This is a genomic window from Pseudomonas sp. NPDC089752 (genome assembly GCF_044748725.1).
Lineage (GTDB): Bacteria > Pseudomonadota > Gammaproteobacteria > Pseudomonadales > Pseudomonadaceae > Aquipseudomonas.
Genome location: NZ_JBIVGP010000004.1, coordinates 304776 through 330481 on the forward strand (window position 1 = coordinate 304776; position 25706 = coordinate 330481).

A 25706-nucleotide genomic window follows, 5' to 3' on the forward strand; every position below is an offset into this window, starting at 1 on the left:
CCATGCAGGACGGCTTCAACGACCCGCTCTGGCGCCAGGTCGTTTCGGGTGCGCAGATGCTCTTCGTGGCATTCGGCGCGCTGGTGCTGATGCCGCTGATCACCGGCCTCGATCCGAACGTGGCGCTGTTCACCGCCGGCATCGGCACCTTGCTGTTCCAGCTGGTCACCGGCCGTCAGGTGCCGGTGTTCCTGGCGTCGAGCTTTGCCTTCATCACCCCCATCATCCTCGCCAAGGGCCAGTTCGGCCTGGCGGAGACCATGGGCGGCGTGATGGCCGCAGGCTTCGTTTACACCTTCATGGGCCTGATGGTGAAGATCAAGGGCACCGGCTTCATCGACCGCATGCTGCCACCGGTGGTGATCGGCCCGGTGATCATCTCCATCGGCCTGGCCATGGCGCCGATCGCCGCCAACATGGCGATGGGCAAAGGCGGTGACGGCGCTGCGTTGATGCCGTACAAGACGGCCATGCTGATTTCCATGCCGGCGCTGCTCACCACCCTGATCGTCGCGGTGTTCGGCAAAGGCATCTTCCGCCTGGTGCCGATCATCTCCGGCGTGCTGGTGGGGTTTGCCCTGTCGTTTGCCTTTGGCGTGGTCGACACTGCCAAGATTGCCGCCGCGCCGTGGTTGGAGATTCCCAACTTCACCGCGCCAGCATTCAACTGGCAGGCGATCCTGTTCATCGTCCCAGTTGCCCTGGCACCGGCGATCGAGCATATCGGCGGAGTGATCGCAGTCGGCAGCGTGACCGGTCGTGATTACCTGAAAAAACCTGGCCTGCACCGCACCCTGCTGGGTGATGGCCTGGCCACCACCGCAGCCGGCCTGTTCGGCGGCCCGCCCAACACCACCTACGCCGAAGTGACTGGCGCGGTGATGCTGACCAAGAACTACAACCCGAAGATCATGACCTGGGCGGCGATCTTCGCCATCACCCTGGCCTTCATCGGCAAGTTCGGCGCACTGCTGCAGAGCATCCCGGTGCCGGTGATGGGCGGCATTCTCTGCCTGCTGTTCGGCTCGATCGCGGCGGTGGGCATGAACACCATGATCCGCCACAAGATCGACCTCGGCGAGGCGCGCAACCTGGTGATCGTTTCGGTGACCCTGGTATTCGGCATCGGCGGCGTGCTGATCGGCAGCGGTGACGGCCCGGACGACTGGGGCCTGAAGGGCATCGCCCTGTGCGCCATCGTCGCTATCGCCCTGAACCTGATTCTGCCGGGCAATGATGGCTGGAAACACAAGAAGCTGGATGATCAGTTGCCTTGATCCCGGTTTAACCTGAACCGGCCTCTGTGGGAGCGGGCTTGCCGATACGTCGGACCGCCGCGAAGAGGCCGGAACAGTCAACCTAAGGCTCAGACCTTTTCACACATCCCCGCCAACACCCTCACCCACTCCGGGTGATCATTCAGGCACGGCACCAGCACCAGCTCTTCTCCTCCCGCCTCGATGAACTGTTCCTTGCCACGATCGCCGATCTCTTCCAGCGTCTCGATACAATCAGCCACAAATGCCGGGCACATCACCAGCAGCTTCTTGACCCCCGCCTTGCCCAGCTCATCCAGACGCGTCTCGGTGTAGGGCTCGATCCACTTCGCCCGCCCCAACCGCGACTGGAACGACACTGACCACTTGCCCTCCGGGATGCCCATCTTCTCTGCGAAGGCCTTGGCCGTGGCCAGGCACTGGCCGCGGTAGCACACCGCACGCATCTCGGCGCTGGCGTCCTTGCAGCAGTCCGCCGCCTGGAAATCATGCTTGCCAGTAGGGTCGAGCTTCTTCAGGTGCCGCTCGGGCAGGCCATGGAAGCTCAACAGCAGGTGGTCGTAATCCTGCTGCAGATACGGCTGGGCACTGGCAGCCAGGGCGTCGATGTAGTCCGGGTGATCGTAGAATGGCCGAAGCAGGCGCAGATCCAGCGGCAAGCCGCGCTCGGCAATGGTCTGTTTGGCCTGCTCCACCACGGTGGTCACCGTGCTGTCGGCGAATTGTGGATAAAGCGGTGCCAACGTGACCTTGCGCACGCCCTGGGCAGCCAGGCGCGCCAATACATCGGGTAGCGCCGGCTGGCCATAGCGCATGGCGATTTCGACCGGGCCATGGGGCCAGTGCTCGACCATCGCTTGCTGCAGGCGCCGCGTCAGCACCACCAGGGGTGACCCTTCGTCCCACCAGATCGATGCATAAGCGTGCGCCGATTGCTCAGGGCGCTTGATCAGGATCAGCGACACCAGCAAACGCCGCACCGGCCACGGCAGGTCGATCACGTAGGGGTCCATCAGGAACTGGTTGAGGTAGCGGCGTACATCGGCCACCGAGGTGGAGGCCGGGGAACCCAGGTTGACCAGCAGCAGGGCGTGATCGGTCATGCAGCGTCCTATGTCAGAGGCGCCTGGACAGGTTGTCCAGGGCCGATTGCAGATCGTTGAAGCGGAAGGTGAAACCCGCGGCCAGCAAACGCACCGGGCGCGCCCGCTGGCCACCCAGCAGCAGTGTCGACAACTCACCAAGGCCGGCCTTGAGCAACAGCCCCGGCACCGGCAGCAGTGCCGGCCGATGCAGCGCCCGACCCAGACGTTTGGCGAACTCGCGGTTTCGCACAGGCTCTGGCGCGCAGGCATTATAAGGACCGCTGGCATCCCTGTGCTGCAAGAGAAAATCAATCAGGGCGACCTGGTCGTCTATATGAACCCAGGGCATCCACTGCCGGCCATTACCGAGCGGGCCACCCAGGCCAAGCTTGAAGGGCAGGCGCAGGCGTGACAAGAAGCCGCCATCGCTGGCCAGTACCAGGCCGGTGCGCACCAGCACTACACGCAGGCCCAACGCCTGTGCACGCAATGCGGTTTCTTCCCAGGCGATACACAACTGGCTGGCGAAATCTTCACGCACCGGTTGTGAGGCCTCGGTCAGCTCACGCTCACCGCCATCGCCATACCAGCCCACGGCAGACCCGGAGACCAGCACCTCGGGGCGCTGATCGCGGCTGCCCAGCCAGGCCAGCAACTGCTCGGTGAGGGTAATGCGGCTGGCCCACAGCAGTTGGCGCCGGGCAGCGGTCCATGGCCGATCGGCGATCGGCGCGCCAGCCAGGTTGATCACCGCATCCACCTGCTCTTGCGGCGACAGATCTTCCAGTCGGGCAATCCCACGCACCCCGCTACCGCACAAACGCGCCACCTGATCGGGGCGCCGGCTCCACACGGTCAGCTTATGGCCCTGGCCAAGCCAGTACTGGCAAAGGTGCTGGCCGATCAACCCAGTACCGCCCGTCAGCAATATATGCATGGCTGTGTCCTCGCAGAGTGCGGCGATGGTCTATTTTTAACAACAAGGCACTTTTTTAACCAAACGCTCTCGGATAAACATAGGCCAACCTGCGCCATGACGCGGAATAACCTTATACAAATATTGTGCATTGTACAGGTTTGCCTGACAGCGTAGTCTGCTTATCAGCAAGGTTCGAAGAGGCCATCATGACAGTACCTATTGCCATCATCGGTGCCGGTATCGCCGGCCTTTCCGCCGCTCAGGCCTTGCAGAAGGCCGGGCAAGCCGTTCACTTGTTCGACAAAGGCCACGGCAGTGGCGGGCGCATGGCCAGCAAGCGCAGCGATGCCGGTGCGCTCGATCTCGGCGCCCAGTACTTCACGGCCCGTGACCGGCGCTTCGTCGAGCAGGTGCAGCAGTGGGTGGCTGCCGGCTGGGCTGAACAGTGGAAACCGCAGTTGTACAACTACCGAGATGGCGAACTGACCCCCTCCCCTGACGAACAGACCCGCTGGGTCGGCGTGCCGCGCATGAGCGCCATAACCCGCGGCCTGCTCAAGGACGTCACGGTGAACTTCGGCTGCCGCATTGCCGAGGTGTTCCGCGGCAAGCAGTTCTGGCATCTGCAAGACACCGAAGGCTGCAGCCATGGCCCCTTCAGCCGTGTGGTGATCGCCGTGCCAGCTCCGCAGGCTACTCCCCTGCTCGCGGCTACTCCAAAACTCGCGGCGGTGGCTGCGGGCGTGGTGATGGAACCTACCTGGGCCGTCGCGCTTGGCTTCGAGACACCCCTGGATACGCCCATGCAGGGCTGTTTCGTGCAGGACAACCCGCTCGATTGGCTGGCGCGCAACCGCAGCAAGCCAGGCCGCGACGAGCACCTAGACACCTGGGTACTGCATGCCACCTCCAATTGGAGCAAACATCACATCGACTTGGCCAAGGAAGAGGTGATCGAGCAATTGTGGGGCGAATTCGCCGAATTGGTCGGCTGCGTCGTGCCGGCCCCCTCTTTCGCATTGGCTCACCGCTGGCTGTATGCACGGCCCGCCGGCAACCATGAATGGGGTGCACTGGCAGATGCCGACCAGGGCCTGTATGCCTGTGGCGACTGGTGCCTGTCAGGGCGTGTCGAGGGTGCCTGGCTCAGTGGTCAGGAAGCGGCGCGGCGGCTGTTGGAACATCTCGAATAACGCCAAAGGCAACACTATACAAAAATACTAGTTTGCATAACTTTGTGGCTGTGCTGGAATAACCTTGTACACGGTCTCGTCAATGTACAAGTATTCGGAGTCAGTCATGCCCGATCAGTCCGCCCACAACAAGCCCTGCATCGCCATCAGCGCGTGCTTGACCGGCCATAGCGTGCGCTACAACGGCGGGCACAAGGCTTCCGATCTGTGCCGTACGCAACTGGAAGCCCATTTCGACTGGCTGCCGGTCTGCCCCGAAGTCGCCATAGGCTTGGGCGTACCGCGCGAGCCTATCCGCCTGGTCGGTGACCCGCGGCACCCTGCCGTGGTCGGCACGCGCAATCCCGACATGGATTTGAGCGAACCTCTGGCCAATTACGGCGAACGCATGGCCGCTGAGCTCGACGGTATCTGCGGCTACATCTTCATGCAAAAATCGCCCTCCTGCGGGCTGGAACGGGTCAAGGTCTATCAGGACAACGGCCACCCTGCTGCCGAAGGCGGCACGGGTGCCTATGCCGCCGCATTCTGCGCGCGTCGCCCGGATTTGCCGGTCGAAGAAGAAGGCCGCCTGCACGACCCGGTACTGCGCGAAAACTTCATCAGTCGCGTGTACGCCTATGCCGACTGGCAACATGTGCTTACCGAGGGCCTGAGCCGTGGGGCGTTGGTCCGATTCCACTCACGTTACAAATACCTGCTGATGGCCAACAACCCTCAGGCGTATCGCCAGCTCGGTCGCCTGCTGGGCAGCATGAGCCGGGAAGACGACCCACGGGAAATCGGAGCACGCTATTTCAGCCAACTGATGCAAGCCCTGCGCCGCTGCGCCAGTCGCGGCACCCATGGCAACGTGCTGCAGCACCTCAGTGGCTATTTCAAGGGCGCACTGACATCCCAGGACAAGGCCGAACTGCAGCACCTCATCGACCAGTACCAGCAGGGCGAGGTGCCGCTCGTGGTACCGCTGACCCTGCTCAAGCACTACCTGCGCAAGCACCCCGACCCTTACCTGCTGCAACAAGCCTACCTGCAGCCGCACCCCGACAGCCTGGGGCTGCGCAATGACGTCTGACACGCTTTTGCCCATTGGTGAACTGGCGCGACGCACCGGCGTGAATCCGGTGACATTGCGTGCCTGGGAGCGGCGCTACGGCCTGCTCAAGCCGCAACGCACCGCCAAGGGCCATCGCCTGTATGCCCTCGACCAGCTCGAACGGGTCGAAGCGATATTGGCCTGGCTGGAACGCGGTGCTTCGGTCGGCCAGGTGCGCGAGCTGCTCGACAAGCCACCTGCCGTTGTCCCGCAAGGTGACTGGCAAACGCGCCAACAACAGATGATCGAGGCCATCGCCAACCTGTCCCAGCGCGCCCTCGATCAGCAGCTCAACCAGGCCATGGCGCTGTATCCGGCGATAACCCTCTGCGAAAAGCTGTTGCTGCCGCTGCTGGAGAGCTTGGCACAGCGCTGGCGCACCTACTTCAATGCCCGGCTCGAGCAAGTGTTCTTCCATACCTGGTTGCGCAGCAAGCTTGGGGCGCGGGTCTATCACGACAATCAACTCCTGCAGGGGCCGGCGGTACTGATCGCCGCAGACAGCGAGCACCTGTTCGACCCCAGCCTGTGGCTATGCGCCTGGCTGCTGTGCAGCAACGGCATCCCGGTTGAGATCCTGGAGCAACCGGTCAGCGGTGTCGAACTGCAGCGCGCCGTCATCGCACTTGCGCCTCGCGCACTGCTGCTGCACCTGGGCCCGCGCATCGACAGCCGGGCCTTGCTGCGCACGCTCGAAGGGATATCTGGGCCGAAACTGTTGGGCGGCGCCACGCTTCCCCTCCATCAAGCACAACTACAAGCCTTCGGCCTGCCTGAGCTTTTTCTGTTCGACACCCCTCAGGCGGCATTGCGCGCACTTCAAAGCAATGGCCGCCCGCCTGTAGAGATGAGCCCCCGATGCAATTGATCTGGCTGCGCAGCGATCTGCGCCTCGACGACAACACAGCCCTGAGCGCTGCCTGCGCCCGCGGCCCGACCGTTGCCCTGTGGCTGGCCAGCCCCGGCCAGTGGCAGGCACACGATGATGCCGCATGCAAGGTCGATTTCTGGCTACGAAACTTGCGCGACCTGCGCCAGTCGCTGGAAAACCTCAATATCCCGCTGCTGATCCGCAAGATAGATACCTGGGACGAGGCCGCAGCTGCGCTGCTCAAGGTATGCCGCCAGCACCACATCGAAGCCGTGCATTGGAACGATGAGTACGGCATCAACGAGAACAGTCGCGATCAGGCCACGCGCGCCCTGCTGGAGGCCTCCGGCATTCAGGCACACAGCTACCTCGATCAACTGTTGTTCCGCCCAGGCACCATCCTCACGCGCAGCGGCGACTACTTCCAGGTGTTCAGCCAGTTCAAGAAAGTCTGCCTGGAGCATCTGCACCGCAGCCTGCCGTCTCAGGCTTCACAGGTAAAACGCCAAGCGCCGCTGGATATCGCAAGCGACCCGATCCCGCAACACATCGAAGGTTTCGACAAACCACCACGTGCCCTGAGCGAACATTGGCCGGCTGGTGAGGAAGAGGCCAAGGCGCGGCTCACCCGCTTTCTCGACGAAACTGTCGAGGACTATCAGACCCTGCGCGACCTCCCCGCCAAACCCGGCACCAGCCAGCTGTCGGCTTACCTGGCCGCCGGGGTGATTTCACCACGGCAATGCCTGCATGCCGCCCTGGCAAGCAATCGCGGGGAGTTCGACAGCGGCAGCAGCGGCATTCAGACCTGGATCAACGAATTGCTCTGGCGCGAATTCTACAAGCACATCCTGACCGGTTATCCACAGGTATCGCGCCACCGCCCGTTCCGCGCTCAGACCGAAGCCCTGCCCTGGCGCGATGCGCCTGCAGATCTCGAAGCCTGGGAACAGGGCCGCACCGGCTTCCCGATCATCGATGCTGCCATGCGCCAACTGCTGCACACCGGCTGGATGCACAACCGCCTGCGCATGATCGTCGCCATGTTCCTCAGCAAGAACCTGTTGATCGACTGGCGCAAAGGCGAGCGGCATTTCATGCGCCATCTGATCGACGGTGATCTGGCCGCAAACAATGGCGGGTGGCAGTGGAGCGCGTCCACAGGTACCGACGCGGTCCCCTATTTCCGTATATTCAACCCGGTTTCCCAGTCGCAACGTTTCGACCCACAAGGGGCGTTCATCCGCCACTGGGTGCCCGAACTAGAAGGAGAAGACGAAAAGAACATTCATCAGCCAATGAGAGCAACGGATCTTTTAGTCAATAATTCGTATCACAGTCCTATAGTCGATCTCAGCAGTAGCCGTCAGCGTGCATTGGAAGCGTTCAAGGGCCTTCCACGCCGATAGGATCAGGGGGCATTAATTTGAAATACTCGCGCAGTTTCTGGGTTACAGGGGCCAGCAACGGGCTGGGTTTGGCCCTGGTGGAGCGGTTGCTCGAAGAGGGGCATCGGGTTGCCACGAGTGCAAAGGAAGGCGAGGAAGTACAGACATTGGCAGCTCGCCATGGCAGCAAGCTATTGCTTCTGCCCTGGCAGTTGAACGACGAAGATCAGGCAACCAGCGCCTGCCAACAGCTTTGCGATGCCTGGGGATCGCTCGACTGCCTGATCATCAACGCGGGCACCAGCGACTATGTGGCGAAAGATGTCCCGGACAGCGAGCTGTTCGAGGCGATCGTCACTACCAACCAGTTGGCGGGCGAGTATTGCCTGAGCAAAGGGCAGCCGCTGCTGTCCAAGGGCGACTCACCGCAGGTGATGGCGATTTTCAACCGCTATTCAGCCTTGCAGCTCTATGCACCGACGCAGGTGACGGCAGGCTGGAACAACGTACCGCAGTGGTTGCGCGAAGAGCGCCAGGCATTGAAGGCCAAGGGCATCGATCTGACGGTGGTAGCGCCGCAATCCTTGAAAACGCCAGTGACGCCTGTGCAAGCGGCGCCTGACGCCTGGACTCCCGAGAGTGCCGCAGAGGAGCTGCTGCATCGCTTGACTCTGCGCGAACCGGAATTGGTGCTGGAGGTCCTGGATATCAGCAGTTTGTGGCCGTTGTCACGCTGAATGCTCTAATTGCAGTGCCGGCCTCTTCGCGGGGCGATCCGGCTTGCCCCGCGAAGAGGCCGGCACTGCATGAATCAAAGCGCCATGCGGTAATGCAGGCTGTAGCTTTCCACGCCATCGTTGGGCTGTTTGATGCCCGCATTGGAATAGTGAATCGCCCGCACACCAATCTCATGCCCGCCCGCAAAGCGCAAACCAAAGCCTATGCGATCCTCGAACTGGAACGACGAGCCCAGATCGTTGCTCTCAAGCTTGGTGCGCGAGAACGCAGCCACACCGATACCGGCCTCGATATACGGTTTCACCGAGTCGCCTGCGAACTCATAAACAAAAACCGGCGCAAACGACAGGCTATGGTTACTGGCCGTCTCGTCACCGTCCCAATAGGTGTAGGCGCCATCCCAGTAACCCGTCACTCGACCGACACTGGTTTGCCACCAGCTCGCTTCCCAATTCGACTGTAGCCCCAGGCGATAGACCATGGTGGAGTCTCCGGTCTGCCCCACCGACAGCGAAACGTCGGCAGCCTGTGCCGCGGTGAATTGCCCCAGGGTAAAGACGGCAGCCGCCGCCAAGCCGAGCAGTTTCCTCATGAGAAACATCCTTCTTTCCAATGCTGTTATTAGTGTTCGCCTCGAACAGGCAAACGATAGAAATCAGGAATGGGACGATAGTTCAGCTGTTTTCACGTTTTTTTTACAACTGAAAACCTTGCACTTCGCCAGACTGTTCCCACAGCACAGGTAGGATACTTCTCAAAGATTGCGGATCCGCGCTGCTCCAGAATGCGGTAGCCCCCGCTGGCCCGTCCGCCAGCAGGTCGCGGGCGGCCAGCAAGCGTTGCAGCTGCCGGGCCACAGCCGCGCCGGTATCGATGATGGCCACCTGGGCGGGTACCATTTGCGCGAGCAACGGGCGCAGGAAGGGGTAATGGGTACAACCCAGGATCAACGTGTCGCATCCGGCGGCTAACAGAGGCTGCACGTAACCCGACAGCAGCTGGTACAACTGTGCACTAGCAAGGTCGCCGGTCTCGATCAGCTCGACCAGCCCAGGGCAAGGCTGGGTGACCACGCGCACATCGCTGGCGAAGCGGTCGAGCAAGGCAGCGAACTTGGCGCTCTGCAAAGTGCCGGTGGTAGCCAGCACGCCGACCACACCGGAGCGGGTAGCGGCAGCAGCAGGTTTGACAGCAGGCTCCATCCCTACCAGCGGCCAATCGGGGTACAGCTCACGCAAGTCGGCAACCGCCGCCACTGTTGCCGTGTTGCACGCCAGCACCATGGCCTTGGCGCCTTGCTCATGGAAGAACTCGGCGATGCGCCGGCAGCGCTGGCGGATATAGTCCGGGGATTTATCGCCATACGGCACGTGGCCGCAATCGGCCACATACAGCAGTGACTCGTTCGGCAGCAGGCGCTGGATCTCGGTGAGCACCGACAAACCGCCGACCCCCGAATCCATCACGCCAACCGGCGCCGAGCGCTCAGCCATCGCGCTTGCCGCACACGGCGCAGGCCGGGTCACGCTTGACCCGCAATTCACGCAGGCGCGTGCCGAGGGCATCGATCAGCAGCAGACGGCCGACCAGCGGCTCGCCGAAACCGGCCAGCAGCTTCATGGCTTCCAGCGCTTGCAGGCTACCGACCAGCCCCACCAACGGCCCAATCACCCCGGCTTCGCTGCAGGTCAGCTCGGCTTCGCTGCCATGCCCGTAAAGGCAGTGGTAGCAAGGGCTGTTGTCGCGCCGAGGGTCGAACACCGACAGCTGCCCTTCAAGCCGAATCGCCGCGCCGCTGACCAGCGGCTTGCCCTGAGCAAAACAGGCGGCATTGACCGCTTCGCGGGTGCCGAAGTTGTCAGAGCAGTCCAGCACCAGGTCGACGGCCGCAACTGCGGCAGCCAGCGAGTCTTCATCCAGCGCCTGACGATGGGCGACCAGCCTGACCTCGGGGTTGATGGCCTCCAGCCGCTGCAGCGCCGAGTCCACCTTGCTCATGCCGACGCTACTGCTGTCATGGATGACCTGGCGTTGCAGGTTGGTCAGGTCGACAGTATCGAAGTCCGCAAGATGCAGCTCGCCGACTCCGGCAGCCGCCAGGTACAGCGCGACTGGCGAACCGAGGCCGCCCAGGCCGACGATCAGCGCCTTGCTCTGCTTGAGACGCAGCTGGCCGTCGATATCCACCTGAGCCAGCAGAATCTGCCGGCTGTAACGCAACAGTTCCTGATCGGTCAGCATGGCAAGCGCCCCAGGGAAATACGTTCATGGCCGCCCAGGTCCTTTCGGCTGGCCACCTCGATGAAGCCCTGCGCGGCAAGCAGCTCGCGCACCGCAGGCGCCTGGTCATAGCCATGTTCGAGCAGCAGCCAGCCACCCGCCAACAGATGCTGCGGCGCCTGGCTGATGATCAGCCGCAGGTCATCCAGGCCATCGGCACCGGCCACCAGGGCGCTGCTGGGTTCGAAGCGCACGTCACCTTCTATCAGGTGCGGGTCTTCGGCGGCGATATAAGGCGGGTTGCTGAGGATGAGGTCGAAGCGCTCATCCGCCAGGCTGCTGAACCAGTGACTGGCGAGCACTTTGACGTTGCCCAGGCCCAGGCGCTTGCGATTGCGCTCGGCCAAGGCCACGGCCTCATCGATGCGGTCTACCGCAGTTACCTGCCAGCCCGGACGATCGCTGGCCAGGGCCAGGGCGATGGCGCCCGTGCCGGTGCCCAGGTCGAGAACCCTGGCCGGCGTTGCCGGTAGCAGTTCAAGCGCGGTTTCGACCAGCAGCTCGGTGTCCGGGCGCGGAATCAAGGTGTGCGGTGCCACTTCCAGGTCGATCTTCCAGAAGCCTTGCTGGCCCAGGATATAGGCAACCGGCTCACCGGCACGGCGACGCTGCAGATAGCCGGCGTAGGTCTGGGCGTGTTCGCTGCTGACGATACGCTCGGGCCAGGTGTGCAGGTAGCTGCGCGACTTGCCGATGGCCGCCGCCAGCAGCAGTTCGGCGTCCAGGCGTTCGCTGGGTGAATCTGGCAACTGCGCGTTGCGCAGCAGGCTGGCAATGATGGTCATCAGTCCCCCAGGGCCGCCAGTTGATCGGCCTGGTACTCGGCCAGCAGCGGTTCGATCACGGCATCGACGCCACCGGCGAGGATCTCGTCGAGGGAATACAAGGTCAGGTTGATGCGGTGATCGGTGACCCGCCCCTGTGGATAGTTGTAGGTGCGAATGCGCTCGGAGCGGTCGCCCGAACCCACCAGCAGCTTGCGCTCGCTGGCGATGGCGTTCTGCGCGGCGCTGGTCTGCATGTCGTTGAGCTTGGCCGACAGCCAGGACATGGCGCGGGCGCGGTTCTTGTGCTGCGAACGCTCTTCCTGGCACTCGACCACGATGCCGGTGGGCAAGTGAGTGATGCGGATTGCCGAGTCGGTCTTGTTGACGTGCTGGCCACCGGCACCGGAGGCACGGTAGGTGTCCACGCGCAGGTCGGCCGGGTTGATCTCGATCGCCACCTGCTCATCAGGCTCGGGCAACACCGCCACGGTGCACGCCGAGGTGTGGATGCGGCCCTGCGACTCGGTCTCCGGCACGCGCTGCACGCGGTGCGCGCCAGACTCGAACTTGAGTTTGCCGTACACGCTGTCGCCTTCGACGCGGGCAATGATCTCTTTGTAACCGCCGTGCTCGCCTTCGTTCTCGGAAAGAATCTCCAGGCGCCAGCCGCGCCGCTCGGCGTAGCGTGAATACATGCGGAACAGGTCGCCGGAGAAGATCGCCGCTTCGTCACCACCGGTGCCGGCGCGGATTTCCAGGAACACGTTGCGCCCATCGTTGGGGTCCTTGGGCAGCAGCATGCGCTGCAGCTGCGACTCAAGGCCGACCAGCTGGTCCTTGGCTTCGCGCACTTCCTCCACGGCCATTTCGCGCAGGTCGGGGTCGGCGTCCTTGAGCAGCGCCTGGGCGCCTTCGAGGTCGTCCTGCACCTTGCGCCAGTTCTGATAGGCAGCGATCACCGGCTCGACTTCGGCATATTCACGGGAATAGGCGCGAAAGCGGGTCTGGTCGGAAATGACTTCGGCATCACCCAGCAAAGCGGTGAGTTCCTCGAAGCGGTCCTGGAGCGTGTCCAGTTTGTTCAGCAGCGACGCTTTCATTGCAGGGATTTGTCCGTCGAGCCCTCGTTGAGGGCAAAGAGTTCCTGGGCCATGGCCAGCGCATCGAGGCGCCCCTCGGCCGAGAGCTTTTTCAACTGCACGCTGGGCGCATGCAGGAGTTTGTTGGTCAGCCCCCGGGCCAATTGGGCCAGCACATCTTCGGGGTTGCCGCCGTTGGCCAGCAGACGCTGGGCCTTTTGCAATTCTTCGTCGCGCAGGCGCTCGCTTTGCTGGCGATAGGCGCGCAGTACATCCACCGCGGCCAGCTCGCGCAGACGCACCATGAAGTCTTCGGCGCCGACCGAGACCAGCTCCTCGGCCGCCTGGGCCGCGCCCTGGCGGCTCTTGAGGTTTTCCGCGACCACTTCGTGCAGGTCGTCGACGGTGTACAGGTAGACGTCGTCGAGCTCACCGACTTCCGGCTCGATGTCGCGCGGCACAGCGATATCGACCATGAAGATCGGCTTGTGCCGGCGCAGTTTCAGCGCGCTCTCCACCGCGCCCTTGCCGAGGATCGGCAACTGGCTGGCGGTGGAGCTGATGACGATGTCGCTGTTGGCCAGCTCTTGCGGGATGTCGGCCAACAGCACGGCATGCGCGCCGAACTGCTCGGCCAGCAGGCTGGCGCGCTCCAGGGTGCGGTTGGCCACGACGATGCGGCGCACGCCTTGCTCATGCAGGTGGCGGGCAACCAGGGTGATGGTTTCACCGGCACCGATCAACAGTGCCTGGCTGCGGCCCAGGTCGCTGAAGATCTGCCGCGCCAGGCTGACGGCGGCGAACGCCACCGACACCGGGTTTTCGCCGATGGCAGTGTCGGTGCGTACTTGCTTGGCGGCGCTGAAGGTGGCCTGGAACAGGCGCCCGAGCAACGGGCCGACAGTGCCGGCTTCACGTGCGACGGCATAGGCCGATTTCATCTGGCCGAGGATTTGCGGCTCGCCCAGCACCAGCGAGTCCAGGCCAGATGCTACCCGCATCATGTGCCGGACCGCGTCGTGCTCTTCATGCACATAGGCACTGGCGCGCAGTTCGTCGAGGCTCAGCCGGTGATAGTCGGCCAGCCACTGCAGGACCGCTTCGGCAGACAGGTGGTCCTGCTCTATATAAAGCTCGCTACGGTTGCAGGTCGACAGGATCGCCGCCTCACGGCTGGCGGTCAGTCGGCAGAGCTGCTGCAGGGCGTCGACCAGCTGCTCTGGGGTAAACGCCACGCGCTCGCGTACGTCTACCGAGGCAGTCTTATGGTTGATACCAAGTGCAAGAAAGGCCATGCAAGGTCGCTGGTTGTGACGGGAAGCCGATAATTGTCCTCTTTCGCAGGTTTTAGAACAACCACCGTTCGCTATTGTCCCTATATACCAAGACCATCACTGTAAAGCGCGACCTTCGCGTGTGGGTTTGCCCCTGCGCTTGTGTCATCATGCTCCGACCGTCGGTAAGCCTTTCTAAGCCTCTTTATATGAACAGACCCTACGCACTGCTGCTTGCTTTCGCCCTGCTCCAGGGCTGCCAGAGCCTGGCCCCGCAAAAGGCCGAGTCTCCCGTTGCCGATGCTGCCAAGGCTGAGGCCGAGAAACCCGTGGTGTATGGGTCGTTCAAACAGGACACGTTGTACAGCCTGCTGGTGGCCGAGCTGGCTGGCCAGCGCAACCGCTTCGACATCGCCCTGGCCAATTACGCCGACCAGGCCGAAAAGACCCAGGACCCGGGCGTATCCGAGCGCGCCTACCGCATCGCCGAGTACCTTGGTGCCGACGAGCCGGCCACGGACAGCGCGCTGATCTGGGCGCGCAACGACCCGCAGAATCTCGACGCCCAGCGTGCTGCCGCCATTCAACTGGCGCGTGCCGGCCGCTATGACGACTCCATGACCTACATGGAAAAAGTGCTGCAAGGCCAGGGTGACACGCACTTCGACTTCCTCGCCCTGTCGGCGGCCGAAACCGATCAGAGCACCCGCGACGGCCTGATGCAGAGCTTCGATCGGCTGCTGGTCAAGTACCCGGACAACAGCCAGTTGGTATTCGGCAAGGCGTTGCTGCTGAACCAGGACGGCAAGGCCGAAGAAGCGCTTGAGCTGCTCGAAGCGCACCCGGCGCAAAACGGCGAGATCGCGCCGATCCTGCTCCGCGCTCGCCTGCTTCAGGCATTGGACCGCGGCCCGGAAGCTCTGCCACTGCTGCGCGGAGCCATCCGCGACAACCCGGACGACAAGCGCCTGCGCCTGACCTACGCGCGCACCCTGGTCGAACAGGACCGCATCGCCGATGCCAAAAGCGAGTTCATCAGCCTGGTCCAGCAATACCCCGACGACGACGAACTGCGTTACTCCCTGGCCCTGGTGTGCTTGGAAAACAAAGACTGGGACGAAGCGGAAAGCTACCTGCGCGAGCTGATCGAGCGCGACAGCAATGTCGACGCCGCGCACCTAAACCTCGGCCGTATCGCCGAAGAGCGGCACGACCCAGCCGGCGCCCTGCGCGAGTACGCTCTGGTCGGCCCAGGCCCCGACTACCTGCCAGCGCAATTGCGCCAGGCCGATATCCTCATCGCCAACGGCCGTGGCACCGAAGCGTCGCGCATGCTCGCCGAGGCCCGCGAAGCGCAGCCGGATATCGCCATCCAGCTGTACCTGATCGAATCGGAAAGCTACAGCAACAACAACAAGGACGCCCAGGCCAACCAGGTGCTGCAGCAGGCCATCCAACGCTACCCGGATGACCTCAACCTGCTCTACACCCGCGCCATGCTGGCGGAAAAACGCGATGACCTGCCGCAGATGGAAAAAGACCTGCGCGCCATCATTGCCCGCGAGCCGGAAAACTCCATGGCCCTGAACGCCCTGGGTTACACCCTGGCCGACCGTACCACCCGCTACACCGAAGCCAAGACGCTGATCGACAAGGCCTACCAGCTGACCCCTGACGACCCGGCAATTCTCGACAGCAAGGGCTGGGTCGCCTATCGCCTGGGCAACCTGGACGAAGCCGAAAACTACCTGCGTCAGGCCCTGCAGCGCTTCCCCGACCATGAAGTGGCCGCCCACCTGGGTGAAGTCCTGTGGGCCAACGGCAAGCGCCGCGAAGCCCGCCAGGTCTGGGCCAAGGCCTTCGAGACCCAGCCCGACAGCCCTATCCTGCGCAAGACCGTCCTGCGCCTGACCGGATCCGAGACCCTTTAACGCCATGTTCCTGCGCCATTGCATTACCTTCACCCTGATCGCCCTGCTGGCCGGCTGTGCCGGCTTCGGTAGCCGCGAGGCCCTGCAGGGCCACGGCGACCCACAGCAGTGGCGCGCCCATAAAGAGCAGCTGAGCAGCCTCGATGGCTGGCAGATCAACGGCAAGGTCGGCATCCGCGCCCCGCGCGATTCCGGCAGCGGCACACTGTTCTGGCTGCAGCGCCAGGACTATTACGACATCCGCCTGGCCGGGCCACTGGGCCGCGGCGCCGCTCGCCTGACCGGCCGCCCCGGCGGCGTGGTGCTGGAAGTCGCCAACCAGGGCCGCTACGAAGCCAGCAGCCCTGAATCCCTGCTGGAGGAACAACTGGGCTGGCAATTGCCGGTGTCGCACCTGGTCTGGTGGGTGCGTGGCCTGCCCGCCCCCGACAGCAAGAGCAAGCTGACCCTGGACGGCGACAGCCGCCTGGCCAGCCTCGATCAGGATGGCTGGCAGGTGCAGTACCTGAGCTACACCGAGCAAAACGGTTACTGGCTGCCCGAGCGTCTGAAACTGCACGGCAAGGACCTCGACGTGACCCTGGTGGTCAAGGACTGGCAACCACGCCAGCTGGGGCACTGACCGATGCACAAGCTCACCCTGCCCGCCCCGGCCAAGCTCAACCTGTGGCTGCACATCATCGGCCGCCGCCCTGACGGCTACCACGAGCTCGAAACCGTGTTCCAGTTCCTCGACCACGGCGACGAACTGACCTTCGCCCTACGTGAAGACGGGGTGATCCAGTTGCACACCGAAATCGCCGCAGTGCCCCACGACAGCAATCTGATCGTGCGCGCCGCGCGCAAGCTGCAGGAACAGTCCGGCAGCGCGCTTGGCGCCGACATCTGGCTGACCAAAGTGCTGCCCATGGGTGGCGGCATCGGCGGTGGCAGTTCGGATGCCGCCACTACGCTGCTGGCGCTGGCGCACCTGTGGCAGCTGGATTGGGACGAAGATCGCCTGGCCGCTCTGGGCCTGACGCTGGGTGCCGACGTACCGGTGTTCGTCCGTGGCCATGCGGCATTCGCTCAGGGCGTTGGTGAACAACTGACCCCGGTCGACCCGGCCGAACCCTGGTATGTAGTGCTGGTGCCGCAAGTGTCTGTCAGCACAGTAGAAATTTTTTCACATCCGCAGTTGACACGTGATTCTCTCCCCCTTAAGATGCGCCCCGTTCCCGAGGGAAACAGTCGAAATGACTGCCAACGGGTGGTTGAGCAGAGTTACCCAGAGGTTCGCAACGCGCTGAATTCTCTAGGCAAATTCACTGAAGCTCGGCTAACCGGAACTGGAAGTTGTGTGTTTGGGGCCTTCCCAAGCAAAGCCGAAGCTGATAAAGTTCTGGCCCTTCTTTCAGCGACCCAAACAGGGTTTGTGGCGAAAGGAAGCAATGTTTCGATGTTGCATCGCAAGCTGCAAAGTCTGGTCAAGAAGTCGAGTGCCTAGCGCTCGCAGCAACAGATACAGGGGCGTCGCCAAGCGGTAAGGCAGCAGGTTTTGATCCTGCCATGCGTTGGTTCGAATCCAGCCGCCCCTGCCATTTTCCTTATACTCATCCAGGTATACCCTCAGCCTCCAGGTACTGCGCGTGTCCAAGATGATGGTCTTTACGGGGAACGCTAACCCCGATCTGGCTCGGCGTGTCGTACGTCAGCTGCATATCCCTCTCGGTGACGTCTCTGTCGGTAAATTCTCCGACGGCGAAATCAGCACTGAGATCAATGAAAACGTTCGCGGTAAAGACGTCTTCATTATTCAGCCGACTTGTGCCCCGACCAACGATAACCTGATGGAACTGGTAGTGATGGCCGACGCCTTCCGCCGCTCCTCAGCCTCCCGAATCACCGCCGTGATTCCTTACTTCGGATACGCCCGCCAGGACCGCCGTCCGCGTTCGGCACGTGTAGCCATCAGCGCCAAAGTCGTCGCTGACATGCTCACTGTCGTCGGTATCGACCGTGTACTCACCGTCGACCTGCACGCTGACCAGATCCAGGGTTTCTTCGATATCCCGGTCGACAACATCTACGGTTCGCCCGTACTGGTCGACGATATCGAAGACCAGCGTTTCGAGAACCTGATGATCGTCTCCCCGGACATCGGTGGTGTCGTGCGCGCACGTGCCGTCGCCAAGTCCCTGGGTGTCGACCTGGGTATCATCGACAAACGCCGTGAAAAGGCCAACCACTCCGAAGTGATGCACATCATCGGCGACGTCGAAGGGCGCACTTGCATCCTGGTAGACGACATGGTCGATACCGCCGGCACCCTGTGCCACGCGGCCAAGGCTCTGAAAGAACACGGCGCGGCAAAGGTTTACGCCTACTGCACGCACCCTGTCCTGTCGGGCCGTGCGATCGAGAACATCGAGAAGTCGGTACTGGACGAGCTGGTGGTGACCAACACCGTTCCGCTGTCCGCCGCTGCTCAGGCCTGTGACCGTATCCGTCAGCTGGATATCGCACCGGTCGTTGCTGAAGCGGTACGCCGCATCAGCAATGAAGAATCGATCAGTGCGATGTTCCGCTAAGCGGAACGCGTATTGATGTGAAGCGCCCCGCCCCAACATGTGTTGGGGCGGGGCTTTTTTGCCATCCCCGTTGGCGCTGGTCGCAAACGCCCTCGGGAGGCTATTTTGGAGAAACAAAATGACTGATTTCATTCTGAACGCCCAAGCGCGTACTGACCTGGGGAAAGGTGCGAGCCGCCGCCTGCGTCACTCGCTGAGCATCCCTGCCGTTGTATACGGTGGCGATAAAGAAGCTCAATCCCTGACCATCGTGGCCAAGGAAATCGCCAAACTGTTCGAAAACGAAGCTGCCTTCAGCCACGTTATCGAACTGAACGTCGACGGCGCCAAGCAAAACGTCGTGGTCAAGGCCATGCAGCGTCACCCTGCCAAAGGCTTCATCATGCACGCCGACTTCGTTCGCGTCGTTGCTGGCCAGAAGCTGACCGCTGTCGTTCCAGTGCACTTCATCAACGAAGAAGCACCGGTCAAGAAAGGCGGCGAGATCTCGCACGTTGAATCGCAGATCGAAGTTTCCTGCGAAGCCAAAGACCTGCCTGAGTTCATCGAAGTCGACCTGGGCAACGCCGAAATCGGCACCATCATCCACCTGTCGGACCTGAAAGCTCCGAAAGGCGTAGAGTTCGTCGCTCTGGCCCACGGTGATGACAAAGCTGTTGCCAACGTTCACGCGCCACGCGTTGCTCCAGAAGCTGAAGAAGGCGCCGCTGAGTAATCCACTCGCGCGCCGGTGTTGATCGGGTTACAGTGCCGCGCACCGTAACCCACCAACTCCAAGGAAGAGCCCCTACGTGACCGCCATCCAGTTGATCGTCGGCCTGGGTAACCCCGGCCCCGAATACGAACAGACCCGGCATAACGCAGGGGCTCTTTTCGTTGAACGCATTGCCAGCGCCCAGCGCGTTTCGCTGACTGCTGACAAAAAATATTTCGGCCTGACGGCTAAATTCAGCCATCAGGGCAACGACGTTCGTCTGCTCATCCCCACCACCTACATGAACCGTAGCGGCCAGTCCGTGGCGGCCTTGGCCAATTTCTTCCGCATCAAGCCGGAAGCGATCCTGGTGGCGCATGACGAACTCGACCTGCCTCCGGGCGTTGCCAAGCTCAAGCGCGGCGGCGGCCATGGTGGGCACAACGGCCTGCGCGACATCATCGCGCAGCTCGGCAACCAGAACGACTTCCACCGCCTGCGGCTTGGCATCGGCCACCCGGGTGACGCCAAACTGGTCTCCAACTTCGTCCTGGGTCGCGCGCCGCGCGCCGAGCAGGAGAAGCTCGACGCCAGCATCGATTTTGCCCTCGGCGTGCTGCCGGACGTGCTTGCCGGCGACTTCGCCAAGGCGATGCGCGAGCTGCACAGCCAGAAGGCCTGATTTCCTAGAGAGGGGAATACCCATGGGTTTCAATTGCGGCATCGTCGGCCTGCCCAACGTCGGCAAGTCCACCCTGTTCAACGCCCTGACCAAGTCTGGCATTGCGGCGGAGAACTTCCCTTTCTGCACCATCGAGCCGAACAGCGGCATCGTGCCGATGCCCGACGCGCGCCTGGCTGCACTGGCGGAGATCGTCAAGCCCAACCGCATCCTGCCGACCACGATGGAGTTCGTCGACATCGCAGGCCTGGTGGCTGGCGCCTCGAAAGGTGAAGGCCTGGGCAACAAGTTCCTGGCCAACATCCGCGAAACCGACGCCATCGCCCACGTGGTGCGCTGCTTCGAAGACGAAAACGTGATCCACGTTTCCAACAGCGTCGACCCCAAACGCGACATCGAGATCATCGACCTCGAACTGATCTTCGCCGACCTCGACAGCTGTGAGAAGCAACTGCAGAAGGTCGCCCGCAACGCCAAGGGCGGCGACAAGGAAGCCCTGGCGCAAAAGGCCATCCTGGAAAAACTGATCCCGCACTTCACCGAAGGCAAGCCTGCGCGTAGCCTGATGAAGAACATGGCTGACGACGAAAAAGCCGTTATCCGTGGCTTCCACCTGCTGACCAGCAAGCCCGTGATGTACATCGCCAACGTCGCTGAAGACGGTTTCGACAACAACCCGCACCTGGACGTGGTCAAGGCCATCGCCGAGGAAGAAGGCGCGGTCGTGGTGCCGGTGTGCAACAAGATCGAAGCTGAAATCGCCGAGCTCGACGACGGTGAAGAGAAGGACATGTTCCTCGAGGCCCTGGGCCTGGAAGAGCCAGGCCTGAACCGCGTGATCCGCGCCGGTTACGAGCTGCTCAACCTGCAGACCTACTTCACTGCCGGCGTGCAGGAAGTGCGCGCTTGGACCGTTCGCGTCGGCGCCACCGCGCCGCAGGCCGCTGGCGTGATCCACACCGATTTCGAAAAAGGCTTCATCCGCGCTGAAGTGGTGGCCTATGACGACTTCATCCAGTTCAAGGGTGAAAGCGGTGCCAAGGAAGCCGGTAAATGGCGTTTGGAAGGCAAGGATTACATCGTTAAAGACGGCGATGTGATGCACTTCCGCTTCAACGTATAAAGCAGTAGATCGGCGGCGCCCCCTTCGCGGGCAAGCCCGCTCCCACAGGTATAGTGCAAGCCATGAGAGCGGCGCAGTACCTGTGGGAGCGGGCTTGCCCGCGAAGGGGGCGCCGCTGTTTTCAGCCTGGACACGCGGTCAGCACCACAACCCCACAAAGGCCTATAATCCCTCCTGATTCAAGCGGGATAACCGAAGCGCTGCCTCGAAACCCGATGGTCTGACCTATGCCGGTCAACCGTCGGGGCCAACAGGTCCGGACCACGACCGGCCTGCGTTTCGGAGGCAACATGAACGCGCGTATCTGGCTTCTGGCCCTGGCGACATTCGTCACGGGCATGGCGGAAAACATCACGGTCGGCATCCTGCCGACGCTTGCCCAAGGGTTGAACGTACCGCTCGGCATCGCCGGGCAACTGACGACCGCATTCTCACTCGGGTTTGCCATTGCGGCCCCGTTCTGTTCCCTGCTCACTCGCCGTTTTCCATTGCGCACGCTGCTGTGCATGGCGCTAGCGCTGTTCGCACTGTTCAACCTGATCGCCGCCCTGGCACCTGGCTATACGGTGTTGCTGGCTGCTCGCATCGGCATGGCCGCGACGAGTGCGCTGACCTGCCTGATCTGCACCCTGATGGCCACGCGCATGGTGGCACCAGCGCTGCGCGGGCGCGCCATTGGCGTGATTTTCATGGGTATCAGTGGCTCGCTGGTGTTGGGTGTACCGCTAGGGATGCTGCTGAACGACGCGCTTGGCTGGCGTGGGGTGTTCCTGGGGCTGGTATTCCTGGCCATAGCCGTTTTGTTCACCGCCTGGCACGCCCTGCCGCAACTTCAGGGCGGCGAGCGCATCACGCCCGCTAGCTATCTGAACCATTTGCGGGACCGACGGCTGGTCAGTGCGCAGCTGATTTCAGTCCTCATGATCGCAGGGCATTTCACAGTGTTCGCTTATCTGGCGCCTTACGCGCAGCACGTCGCGCGAATTCCCGAACGATGGCTGCCGTTGATCTTTGCCACCTTTGGTATTGCGGGAGTTGCGGGTGGATACCTGGGTGGCTGGCTCGCTGATCGGCTGGGCGCCCGTCGGGCAATCATGATCACACCCCTGCTCTACCTCGCTACACTGCTGGGCGTTGCCTGGGGCGGCACGGCTGGATGGCTGTTCCTGCCGCTGATGATGGCCTGGGGTTGTGTCAGCTGGATGATTTCCCCGGTGGTACAGAGCTACCTCGCCACACGCGGGCCGGATAGCGTGCAGGCGGGGATGAGCCTGAACCTTTCGGCAATGCACGTCGGGGTCGGTTTGGGGACGGCTGTCGGCGGATGGGTAATAGCCCATGAAGCACTGAGTTCGACGCCCTGGGCGGGTGCACTGCTGACCTTGATGGCAGTCGGTTTGGCTGTTTACTGCACTGGCGGCTCCAGACCACATTCTTTGATTCCGGAACCTCAATCCGAGGCTTAGCACGAACCTGTGGGAGCGGCTTCAGCCGCGAACACCGGCGAAGCCGGTGCCATTCACCGCGTCGTTTTCTTCGCGGCTAAAGCCGCTCCCACGGGGGCTATGCAGCACTTGCCTCAATGCCAGGTGATTTCCCCGGACTCCCGTGTCAGCACCAATTCGGCCAATGCACGGCCCATCTGCAGGTTGTGCACAGAAGATCAAAACCGCTCTTCCACCACTTTGAAGGGATACGCCACCGCCTTGTACTTGCCGATCTTGCCGCGCTTGGGCAACTTCACCACTTCGTCACGGGTGATGTCCTTGTATGGCACCCGCGTCAGCAAGTGGCTGATGATGTTCAACCGGGCGCGCCGCTTGTCGTTGGAATGCGCCAGGAACCAGGGCGCCCAGGAAGAATCCGAAGCGGTGAACATTTCGTCGCGGGCGCGTGTGTAATCGTCCCAGCGGGTATAGGACTTGAGGTCCATGGGCGACAGCTTCCACAGCTTGCGGCCATCGTTGATACGATCCTGCAGGCGACGGGTCTGTTCTTCGGCGCTGACCTCCAGCCAGTACTTGATCAGAATGATCCCCGACTCGACCATCAACTTTTCCAGCAACGGCACCACCGTGAGGAACTTGCTGGCCTGCTCATCGGTGCAAAAGCCCATCACCCGCTCGACACCGGCGCGGTTGTACCAACTGCGGTCGAAGATCACCACTTCACCGGCAGCCGGCAGGTGGTTGAGGTAACGCTGGGCGTACATCTGGGTCTTTTCCCGCTCGGTCGGCGCCGGCAGCGCCACCACACGGAACACCCGTGGGCTGACCCGCTCGGTGATGGCCTTGATGGTGCCACCTTTGCCGGCACCATCTCGGCCCTCGAACACGATGCACACCTTCAGGCCCTTCGCCACCACCCACTCCTGCAGTTTCACTAGCTCGACATGCAGGTGCTTGAGCGACTTTTCGTAGGCCTTGCCGCCCAGTTTCTCTGCGGGTGCTTGCAGGTCTTGTTTTCTGGACGACTTGGCCATGACGCGCTCCTTCTGACGAATGAAACAGTCAGTATGGCCGAACGTGCGCGTTTTACTTTGCCAGATCAGGTTGGAGAATGAGGTGTTTTCGAAGCGTACGCCGACCGGTTTACAGCGCTCGATCTCAAATCCACCAAACCACCCCAAGCGAACACCTTCACTTCACAAATTCCTGAACTAATTATTTCCCCCCAGCGATTTTTCCCCCCGCCACTCCCCACCAGAATCGCTTCACCACAATCACAATAACCGTGAGGCCACTCCCGTGGACCAGACACTCCAGGTACGGCAAGCCGCCGCCGACCTCGTCGCAGCCTTCGCCAGCAACGACACCGCCCGCTACTTCGCCTGTTTCAGCGAAGACGCCACCTTCCTCTTCCACACCCTGCCGCAACCTTTGCTGTCGCGCCGCGCCTATGAAGACCTCTGGGCCCAGTGGCAGGCCGAGGGCTTTGCCGTGCTTGGCTGCGTGTCGAGCAATGTGCAGGTGAGCCTGCAGGGCGAGGTGGCGATCTTCATGCACGATGTCGCCACGCACATCCGTATCGCCGGTGAAGAACACCAGCTGGCCGAGCGCGAGACCATCGTCTTCCGCCGCCACGGCGAGCGCTGGCTGGCCTGCCACGAGCACCTGTCGGTCGTCACCGCAGCCTGATCCTAACTTACGCGGCCTTGCCGCCCTGCCATCGCACCCACAAGAGGGCCTGCGCACTGCGCCGGCCTACAACAACCGCGCTGGAGCATCACCATGAGCCACTCGACCGGTATCGAGACCAATGGCGTCGAACAGATCCCTGACGATCAACGCGACGCCGCCCCGCTGGACCTGTTCCGCCTGATCTTCGGCGGTGCCAACACCTTCGCCACCGCCGTGCTGGGCAGCTTCCCGGTATTGTTCGGGTTGTCGTTCCAGGCCGGCGTCTGGGCGATTCTGCTCGGCGTCGGCGTGGGGGCACTGATCCTTGCACCCATGGGCCTGTTCGGTGCGCTCAACGGCACCAACAACGCGGTGTCGTCGGGCGCGCACTTTGGCGTGCACGGGCGCATCGTCGGCTCGTTCCTGTCGTTGCTCACGGCCGTGGCGTTCTTTTCGCTGTCGGTATGGAGCTCCGGCGACGCCTTGGTCGGCGGCGCCAAGCGCCTGATCGGGCTGCCGGAAACCGACCTGACCCTGGGCCTGGCCTACGGCCTGTTCGCCATCCTGGTACTGGTGGTGTGCATCTTCGGCTTCCGTTTCATGCTGTGGGTGAACAAGATCGCCGTGTGGGCGTCGAGCCTGCTGTTCCTGCTCGGCATCGTCGCCTTTGCCGGGCCGTTCGACGCGGGCTACGCCGGCAGCGTGAACCTGGGCCAGGCCGGCTTCTGGGCGGCGTTCGTCGGTGCGGCAATCCTGGCCATGAGCAACCCGGTATCGTTCGGCGCCTTCCTCGGTGACTGGTCGCGCTACATTCCGCGGCAAACGCCGAAGGCGCGCATCATGCTGGCGGTGATCGCCGCTCAGGCCGCGACCTTGATCCCCTTCCTGTTCGGCCTGTGCACTGCCACCCTGGTCGCCACCCAGGCGCAGGACTACATCGCCGCCAACAACTACGTCGGCGGCCTGCTGGCCGTGGCACCGAGCTGGTTCTTCCTGCCGGTATGCCTGATCGCGGTGATCGGCGGCATGTCCACCGGCACCACTGCGTTGTATGGCACGGGGTTGGACATGTCCAGCGTGTTCCCGCGCCTGCTCAGCCGCGCCGGCGCCACCCTGCTGATCGGCGTGCTGGCGATTGCCTTCATTTTCATCGGCCGTTTCACCTTCAACCTGGTCCAGAGCGTGTCGACCTTCGCTGTGCTGATCATCACCTGCACCAGCCCGTGGATGGTGATCATGATCCTCGGCCTGATCACCCGCCGCGGCTTCTACCACGCCGACGACCTGCAAGTGTTCACCCGTGGCCAGCGCGGCGGCCATTACTGGTTCCTGCATGGCTGGAACTGGCGCGGCATGGGGGCGTGGATCCCCAGCGCGGTGGTCGGCCTGTGCTTCGTCAACCTGCCGGGGCAGTTCGTCGGCCCGCTGGGCGACCTGGCCGGCGGCATCGACCTGAGCCTGCCGGTCACCTTGGGCCTGGCGGGCGTGCTGTACCTGCTGCTGCTCAACCTGTTCCCTGAACCTGCTGGCGTGTATGGCCCCAACGGCCCGCGCTGGGTGCGCTGCAAAAGCACCCCGCATACGCCAGTAATGACCCCTGCCGAAATGGCCTGACTGGAT

The 25706-nt window shown here is 62.6% G+C and carries 25 protein-coding genes and 1 tRNA gene; 17 read left to right on the forward strand and 9 right to left on the reverse strand.

The annotated features are described in order from the left end of the window. The first annotated feature begins 2 nt into the window (after positions 1–2). Positions 3–1277, forward strand: a complete 1275-nt coding sequence (locus ACIPZF_RS08785; RefSeq protein ID WP_400797792.1) for a uracil-xanthine permease family protein — start codon at positions 3–5, stop codon at positions 1275–1277. A gap of 89 nt (positions 1278–1366) precedes the next feature. Here the strand turns inward: ACIPZF_RS08785 and hemH are convergent, their stop codons facing one another. Both hemH and ACIPZF_RS08795 read right to left on the reverse strand, forming a co-directional pair. Next, the gene (gene hemH, locus ACIPZF_RS08790; protein WP_400797794.1) at positions 1367–2380 is read right to left on the reverse strand and encodes a ferrochelatase; all 1014 of its coding nucleotides are present in this window, start codon (positions 2378–2380) and stop codon (positions 1367–1369) included. 13 nt (positions 2381–2393) lie between these two features. Next, positions 2394–3299, reverse strand: a complete 906-nt coding sequence (locus ACIPZF_RS08795; protein WP_400797797.1) for a TIGR01777 family oxidoreductase — start codon at positions 3297–3299, stop codon at positions 2394–2396. 188 nt (positions 3300–3487) lie between these two features. On the opposite strand from ACIPZF_RS08795, the gene ACIPZF_RS08800 reads away from it, so the two are divergent. The 5 genes from ACIPZF_RS08800 (at position 3488) to ACIPZF_RS08820 (ending at position 8566) form a co-directional block, all read left to right on the forward strand. Next, on the forward strand, positions 3488–4474 hold the full coding sequence (locus ACIPZF_RS08800; RefSeq protein WP_400797800.1) for an NAD(P)/FAD-dependent oxidoreductase: 987 nt from the start codon (positions 3488–3490) through the stop codon (positions 4472–4474). Between the two features lie 106 nt (positions 4475–4580). Continuing rightward, entirely contained in the window at positions 4581–5549 is a 969-nt protein-coding gene (locus ACIPZF_RS08805) for a YbgA family protein (RefSeq protein WP_400797802.1), read from the forward strand. Next, on the forward strand, positions 5539–6438 hold the full coding sequence (locus ACIPZF_RS08810; protein WP_400797804.1) for a MerR family transcriptional regulator: 900 nt from the start codon (positions 5539–5541) through the stop codon (positions 6436–6438). Before ACIPZF_RS08805 ends, ACIPZF_RS08810 begins: the two co-directional genes overlap by 11 nt. After that, entirely contained in the window at positions 6429–7850 is a 1422-nt protein-coding gene (gene phrB / locus ACIPZF_RS08815; protein WP_400797807.1) for a deoxyribodipyrimidine photo-lyase, read from the forward strand. Before ACIPZF_RS08810 ends, phrB begins: the two co-directional genes overlap by 10 nt. A gap of 17 nt (positions 7851–7867) precedes the next feature. Continuing rightward, positions 7868–8566, forward strand: a complete 699-nt coding sequence (locus tag ACIPZF_RS08820) for an SDR family oxidoreductase (RefSeq protein ID WP_400797809.1) — start codon at positions 7868–7870, stop codon at positions 8564–8566. Positions 8567–8640: 74 nt separating this feature from the next. Here the strand turns inward: ACIPZF_RS08820 and ACIPZF_RS08825 are convergent, their stop codons facing one another. The 6 genes from ACIPZF_RS08825 to hemA all read right to left on the reverse strand — a co-directional run bounded on the left by ACIPZF_RS08825 (position 8641) and on the right by hemA (position 13988). Then, positions 8641–9159 (reverse strand): acyloxyacyl hydrolase, encoded by a 519-nt coding sequence (locus ACIPZF_RS08825; RefSeq protein WP_400797811.1) that lies wholly within the window; start codon positions 9157–9159, stop codon positions 8641–8643. 103 nt (positions 9160–9262) lie between these two features. Continuing rightward, a complete protein-coding gene (murI, locus tag ACIPZF_RS08830) occupies positions 9263–10060 on the reverse strand; it encodes a glutamate racemase (protein WP_400797813.1) in 798 nt (265 codons plus the stop codon). After that, on the reverse strand, positions 10053–10808 hold the full coding sequence (locus ACIPZF_RS08835) for a molybdopterin-synthase adenylyltransferase MoeB (RefSeq protein WP_400797816.1): 756 nt from the start codon (positions 10806–10808) through the stop codon (positions 10053–10055). Before ACIPZF_RS08835 ends, murI begins: the two co-directional genes overlap by 8 nt. Then, positions 10802–11632, reverse strand: a complete 831-nt coding sequence (prmC, locus tag ACIPZF_RS08840; protein WP_400797818.1) for a peptide chain release factor N(5)-glutamine methyltransferase — start codon at positions 11630–11632, stop codon at positions 10802–10804. Before prmC ends, ACIPZF_RS08835 begins: the two co-directional genes overlap by 7 nt. After that, positions 11632–12714 (reverse strand): peptide chain release factor 1, encoded by a 1083-nt coding sequence (gene prfA, locus ACIPZF_RS08845; protein WP_400797821.1) that lies wholly within the window; start codon positions 12712–12714, stop codon positions 11632–11634. Before prfA ends, prmC begins: the two co-directional genes overlap by 1 nt. Then, on the reverse strand, positions 12711–13988 hold the full coding sequence (gene hemA / locus ACIPZF_RS08850; protein WP_400797824.1) for a glutamyl-tRNA reductase: 1278 nt from the start codon (positions 13986–13988) through the stop codon (positions 12711–12713). Before hemA ends, prfA begins: the two co-directional genes overlap by 4 nt. Before the next feature lie 188 nt (positions 13989–14176). Between hemA and ACIPZF_RS08855 the strand changes: the two genes are divergently transcribed. The 9 genes from ACIPZF_RS08855 (at position 14177) to ACIPZF_RS08895 (ending at position 22433) form a co-directional block, all read left to right on the forward strand. Further along, positions 14177–15898: a tetratricopeptide repeat protein gene (locus tag ACIPZF_RS08855; RefSeq protein WP_400797826.1), complete on the forward strand. Its 1722-nt coding sequence runs from the start codon at positions 14177–14179 to the stop codon at positions 15896–15898. A gap of 4 nt (positions 15899–15902) precedes the next feature. Beyond that, positions 15903–16520, forward strand: coding sequence for a lipoprotein insertase outer membrane protein LolB (lolB, locus tag ACIPZF_RS08860; protein ID WP_400797829.1), 618 nt, complete (start codon positions 15903–15905; stop codon positions 16518–16520). Positions 16521–16523: 3 nt separating this feature from the next. Then, a complete protein-coding gene (ispE, locus tag ACIPZF_RS08865; protein WP_400797832.1) occupies positions 16524–17384 on the forward strand; it encodes a 4-(cytidine 5'-diphospho)-2-C-methyl-D-erythritol kinase in 861 nt (286 codons plus the stop codon). 19 nt (positions 17385–17403) lie between these two features. Further along, positions 17404–17478: transfer RNA gene (locus ACIPZF_RS08870), tRNA-Gln, on the forward strand. 48 nt (positions 17479–17526) lie between these two features. Further along, positions 17527–18468 carry a ribose-phosphate pyrophosphokinase gene (locus ACIPZF_RS08875; protein ID WP_003247410.1) on the forward strand — a complete coding sequence of 314 codons (942 nt, stop codon included), beginning with the start codon at positions 17527–17529 and terminating at the stop codon, positions 18466–18468. A 118-nt stretch (positions 18469–18586) separates the two neighbouring features. Beyond that, on the forward strand, positions 18587–19183 hold the full coding sequence (locus tag ACIPZF_RS08880; RefSeq protein WP_400797835.1) for a 50S ribosomal protein L25/general stress protein Ctc: 597 nt from the start codon (positions 18587–18589) through the stop codon (positions 19181–19183). A 76-nt stretch (positions 19184–19259) separates the two neighbouring features. Further along, positions 19260–19844 (forward strand): aminoacyl-tRNA hydrolase, encoded by a 585-nt coding sequence (gene pth / locus ACIPZF_RS08885; protein ID WP_012270476.1) that lies wholly within the window; start codon positions 19260–19262, stop codon positions 19842–19844. 22 nt (positions 19845–19866) lie between these two features. Next, positions 19867–20967, forward strand: a complete 1101-nt coding sequence (gene ychF / locus ACIPZF_RS08890; protein ID WP_095115861.1) for a redox-regulated ATPase YchF — start codon at positions 19867–19869, stop codon at positions 20965–20967. 290 nt (positions 20968–21257) lie between these two features. Next, entirely contained in the window at positions 21258–22433 is a 1176-nt protein-coding gene (locus tag ACIPZF_RS08895; RefSeq protein ID WP_400797838.1) for an MFS transporter, read from the forward strand. A 197-nt stretch (positions 22434–22630) separates the two neighbouring features. On the opposite strand, the gene ppk2 is transcribed toward ACIPZF_RS08895, so the two are convergent. Continuing rightward, a complete protein-coding gene (gene ppk2, locus ACIPZF_RS08900; protein WP_400797841.1) occupies positions 22631–23449 on the reverse strand; it encodes a polyphosphate kinase 2 in 819 nt (272 codons plus the stop codon). A 265-nt stretch (positions 23450–23714) separates the two neighbouring features. Here ppk2 and ACIPZF_RS08905 point away from each other — a divergent pair, with 265 nt between their 5' ends. Continuing rightward, positions 23715–24104 carry a YybH family protein gene (locus ACIPZF_RS08905; RefSeq protein ID WP_400797844.1) on the forward strand — a complete coding sequence of 130 codons (390 nt, stop codon included), beginning with the start codon at positions 23715–23717 and terminating at the stop codon, positions 24102–24104. Positions 24105–24197: 93 nt separating this feature from the next. Further along, positions 24198–25700 (forward strand): purine-cytosine permease family protein, encoded by a 1503-nt coding sequence (locus tag ACIPZF_RS08910; protein WP_400797847.1) that lies wholly within the window; start codon positions 24198–24200, stop codon positions 25698–25700. Positions 25701–25706: the final 6 nt, after the last annotated feature.

Excerpts from the sequence above, each read along its gene's own strand:
- phrB (WP_400797807.1), top strand. The coding sequence starts at position 6,429 with ATGCAATTGATCTGGCTGCGCAGCGATCTGCGCCTCGACGACAACACA.
- ispE (WP_400797832.1), top strand. The coding sequence starts at position 16,524 with ATGCACAAGCTCACCCTGCCCGCCCCGGCCAAGCTCAACCTGTGGCTG.
- lolB (WP_400797829.1), top strand. The coding sequence starts at position 15,903 with ATGTTCCTGCGCCATTGCATTACCTTCACCCTGATCGCCCTGCTGGCC.
- murI (WP_400797813.1), bottom strand. The coding sequence starts at position 10,060 with ATGGCTGAGCGCTCGGCGCCGGTTGGCGTGATGGATTCGGGGGTCGGC.
- ACIPZF_RS08785 (WP_400797792.1), top strand. The coding sequence starts at position 3 with ATGCAGGACGGCTTCAACGACCCGCTCTGGCGCCAGGTCGTTTCGGGT.
- ACIPZF_RS08895 (WP_400797838.1), top strand. The coding sequence starts at position 21,258 with ATGAACGCGCGTATCTGGCTTCTGGCCCTGGCGACATTCGTCACGGGC.
- ppk2 (WP_400797841.1), bottom strand. The coding sequence starts at position 23,449 with ATGGCCAAGTCGTCCAGAAAACAAGACCTGCAAGCACCCGCAGAGAAA.
- hemH (WP_400797794.1), bottom strand. The coding sequence starts at position 2,380 with ATGACCGATCACGCCCTGCTGCTGGTCAACCTGGGTTCCCCGGCCTCC.
- ychF (WP_095115861.1), top strand. The coding sequence starts at position 19,867 with ATGGGTTTCAATTGCGGCATCGTCGGCCTGCCCAACGTCGGCAAGTCC.
- ACIPZF_RS08805 (WP_400797802.1), top strand. The coding sequence starts at position 4,581 with ATGCCCGATCAGTCCGCCCACAACAAGCCCTGCATCGCCATCAGCGCG.
- ACIPZF_RS08800 (WP_400797800.1), top strand. The coding sequence starts at position 3,488 with ATGACAGTACCTATTGCCATCATCGGTGCCGGTATCGCCGGCCTTTCC.
- hemA (WP_400797824.1), bottom strand. The coding sequence starts at position 13,988 with ATGGCCTTTCTTGCACTTGGTATCAACCATAAGACTGCCTCGGTAGAC.
- ACIPZF_RS08795 (WP_400797797.1), bottom strand. The coding sequence starts at position 3,299 with ATGCATATATTGCTGACGGGCGGTACTGGGTTGATCGGCCAGCACCTT.
- prfA (WP_400797821.1), bottom strand. The coding sequence starts at position 12,714 with ATGAAAGCGTCGCTGCTGAACAAACTGGACACGCTCCAGGACCGCTTC.
- ACIPZF_RS08910 (WP_400797847.1), top strand. The coding sequence starts at position 24,198 with ATGAGCCACTCGACCGGTATCGAGACCAATGGCGTCGAACAGATCCCT.
- ACIPZF_RS08825 (WP_400797811.1), bottom strand. The coding sequence starts at position 9,159 with ATGAGGAAACTGCTCGGCTTGGCGGCGGCTGCCGTCTTTACCCTGGGG.
- prmC (WP_400797818.1), bottom strand. The coding sequence starts at position 11,632 with ATGACCATCATTGCCAGCCTGCTGCGCAACGCGCAGTTGCCAGATTCA.
- ACIPZF_RS08855 (WP_400797826.1), top strand. The coding sequence starts at position 14,177 with ATGAACAGACCCTACGCACTGCTGCTTGCTTTCGCCCTGCTCCAGGGC.
- ACIPZF_RS08880 (WP_400797835.1), top strand. The coding sequence starts at position 18,587 with ATGACTGATTTCATTCTGAACGCCCAAGCGCGTACTGACCTGGGGAAA.
- ACIPZF_RS08810 (WP_400797804.1), top strand. The coding sequence starts at position 5,539 with ATGACGTCTGACACGCTTTTGCCCATTGGTGAACTGGCGCGACGCACC.
- ACIPZF_RS08835 (WP_400797816.1), bottom strand. The coding sequence starts at position 10,808 with ATGCTGACCGATCAGGAACTGTTGCGTTACAGCCGGCAGATTCTGCTG.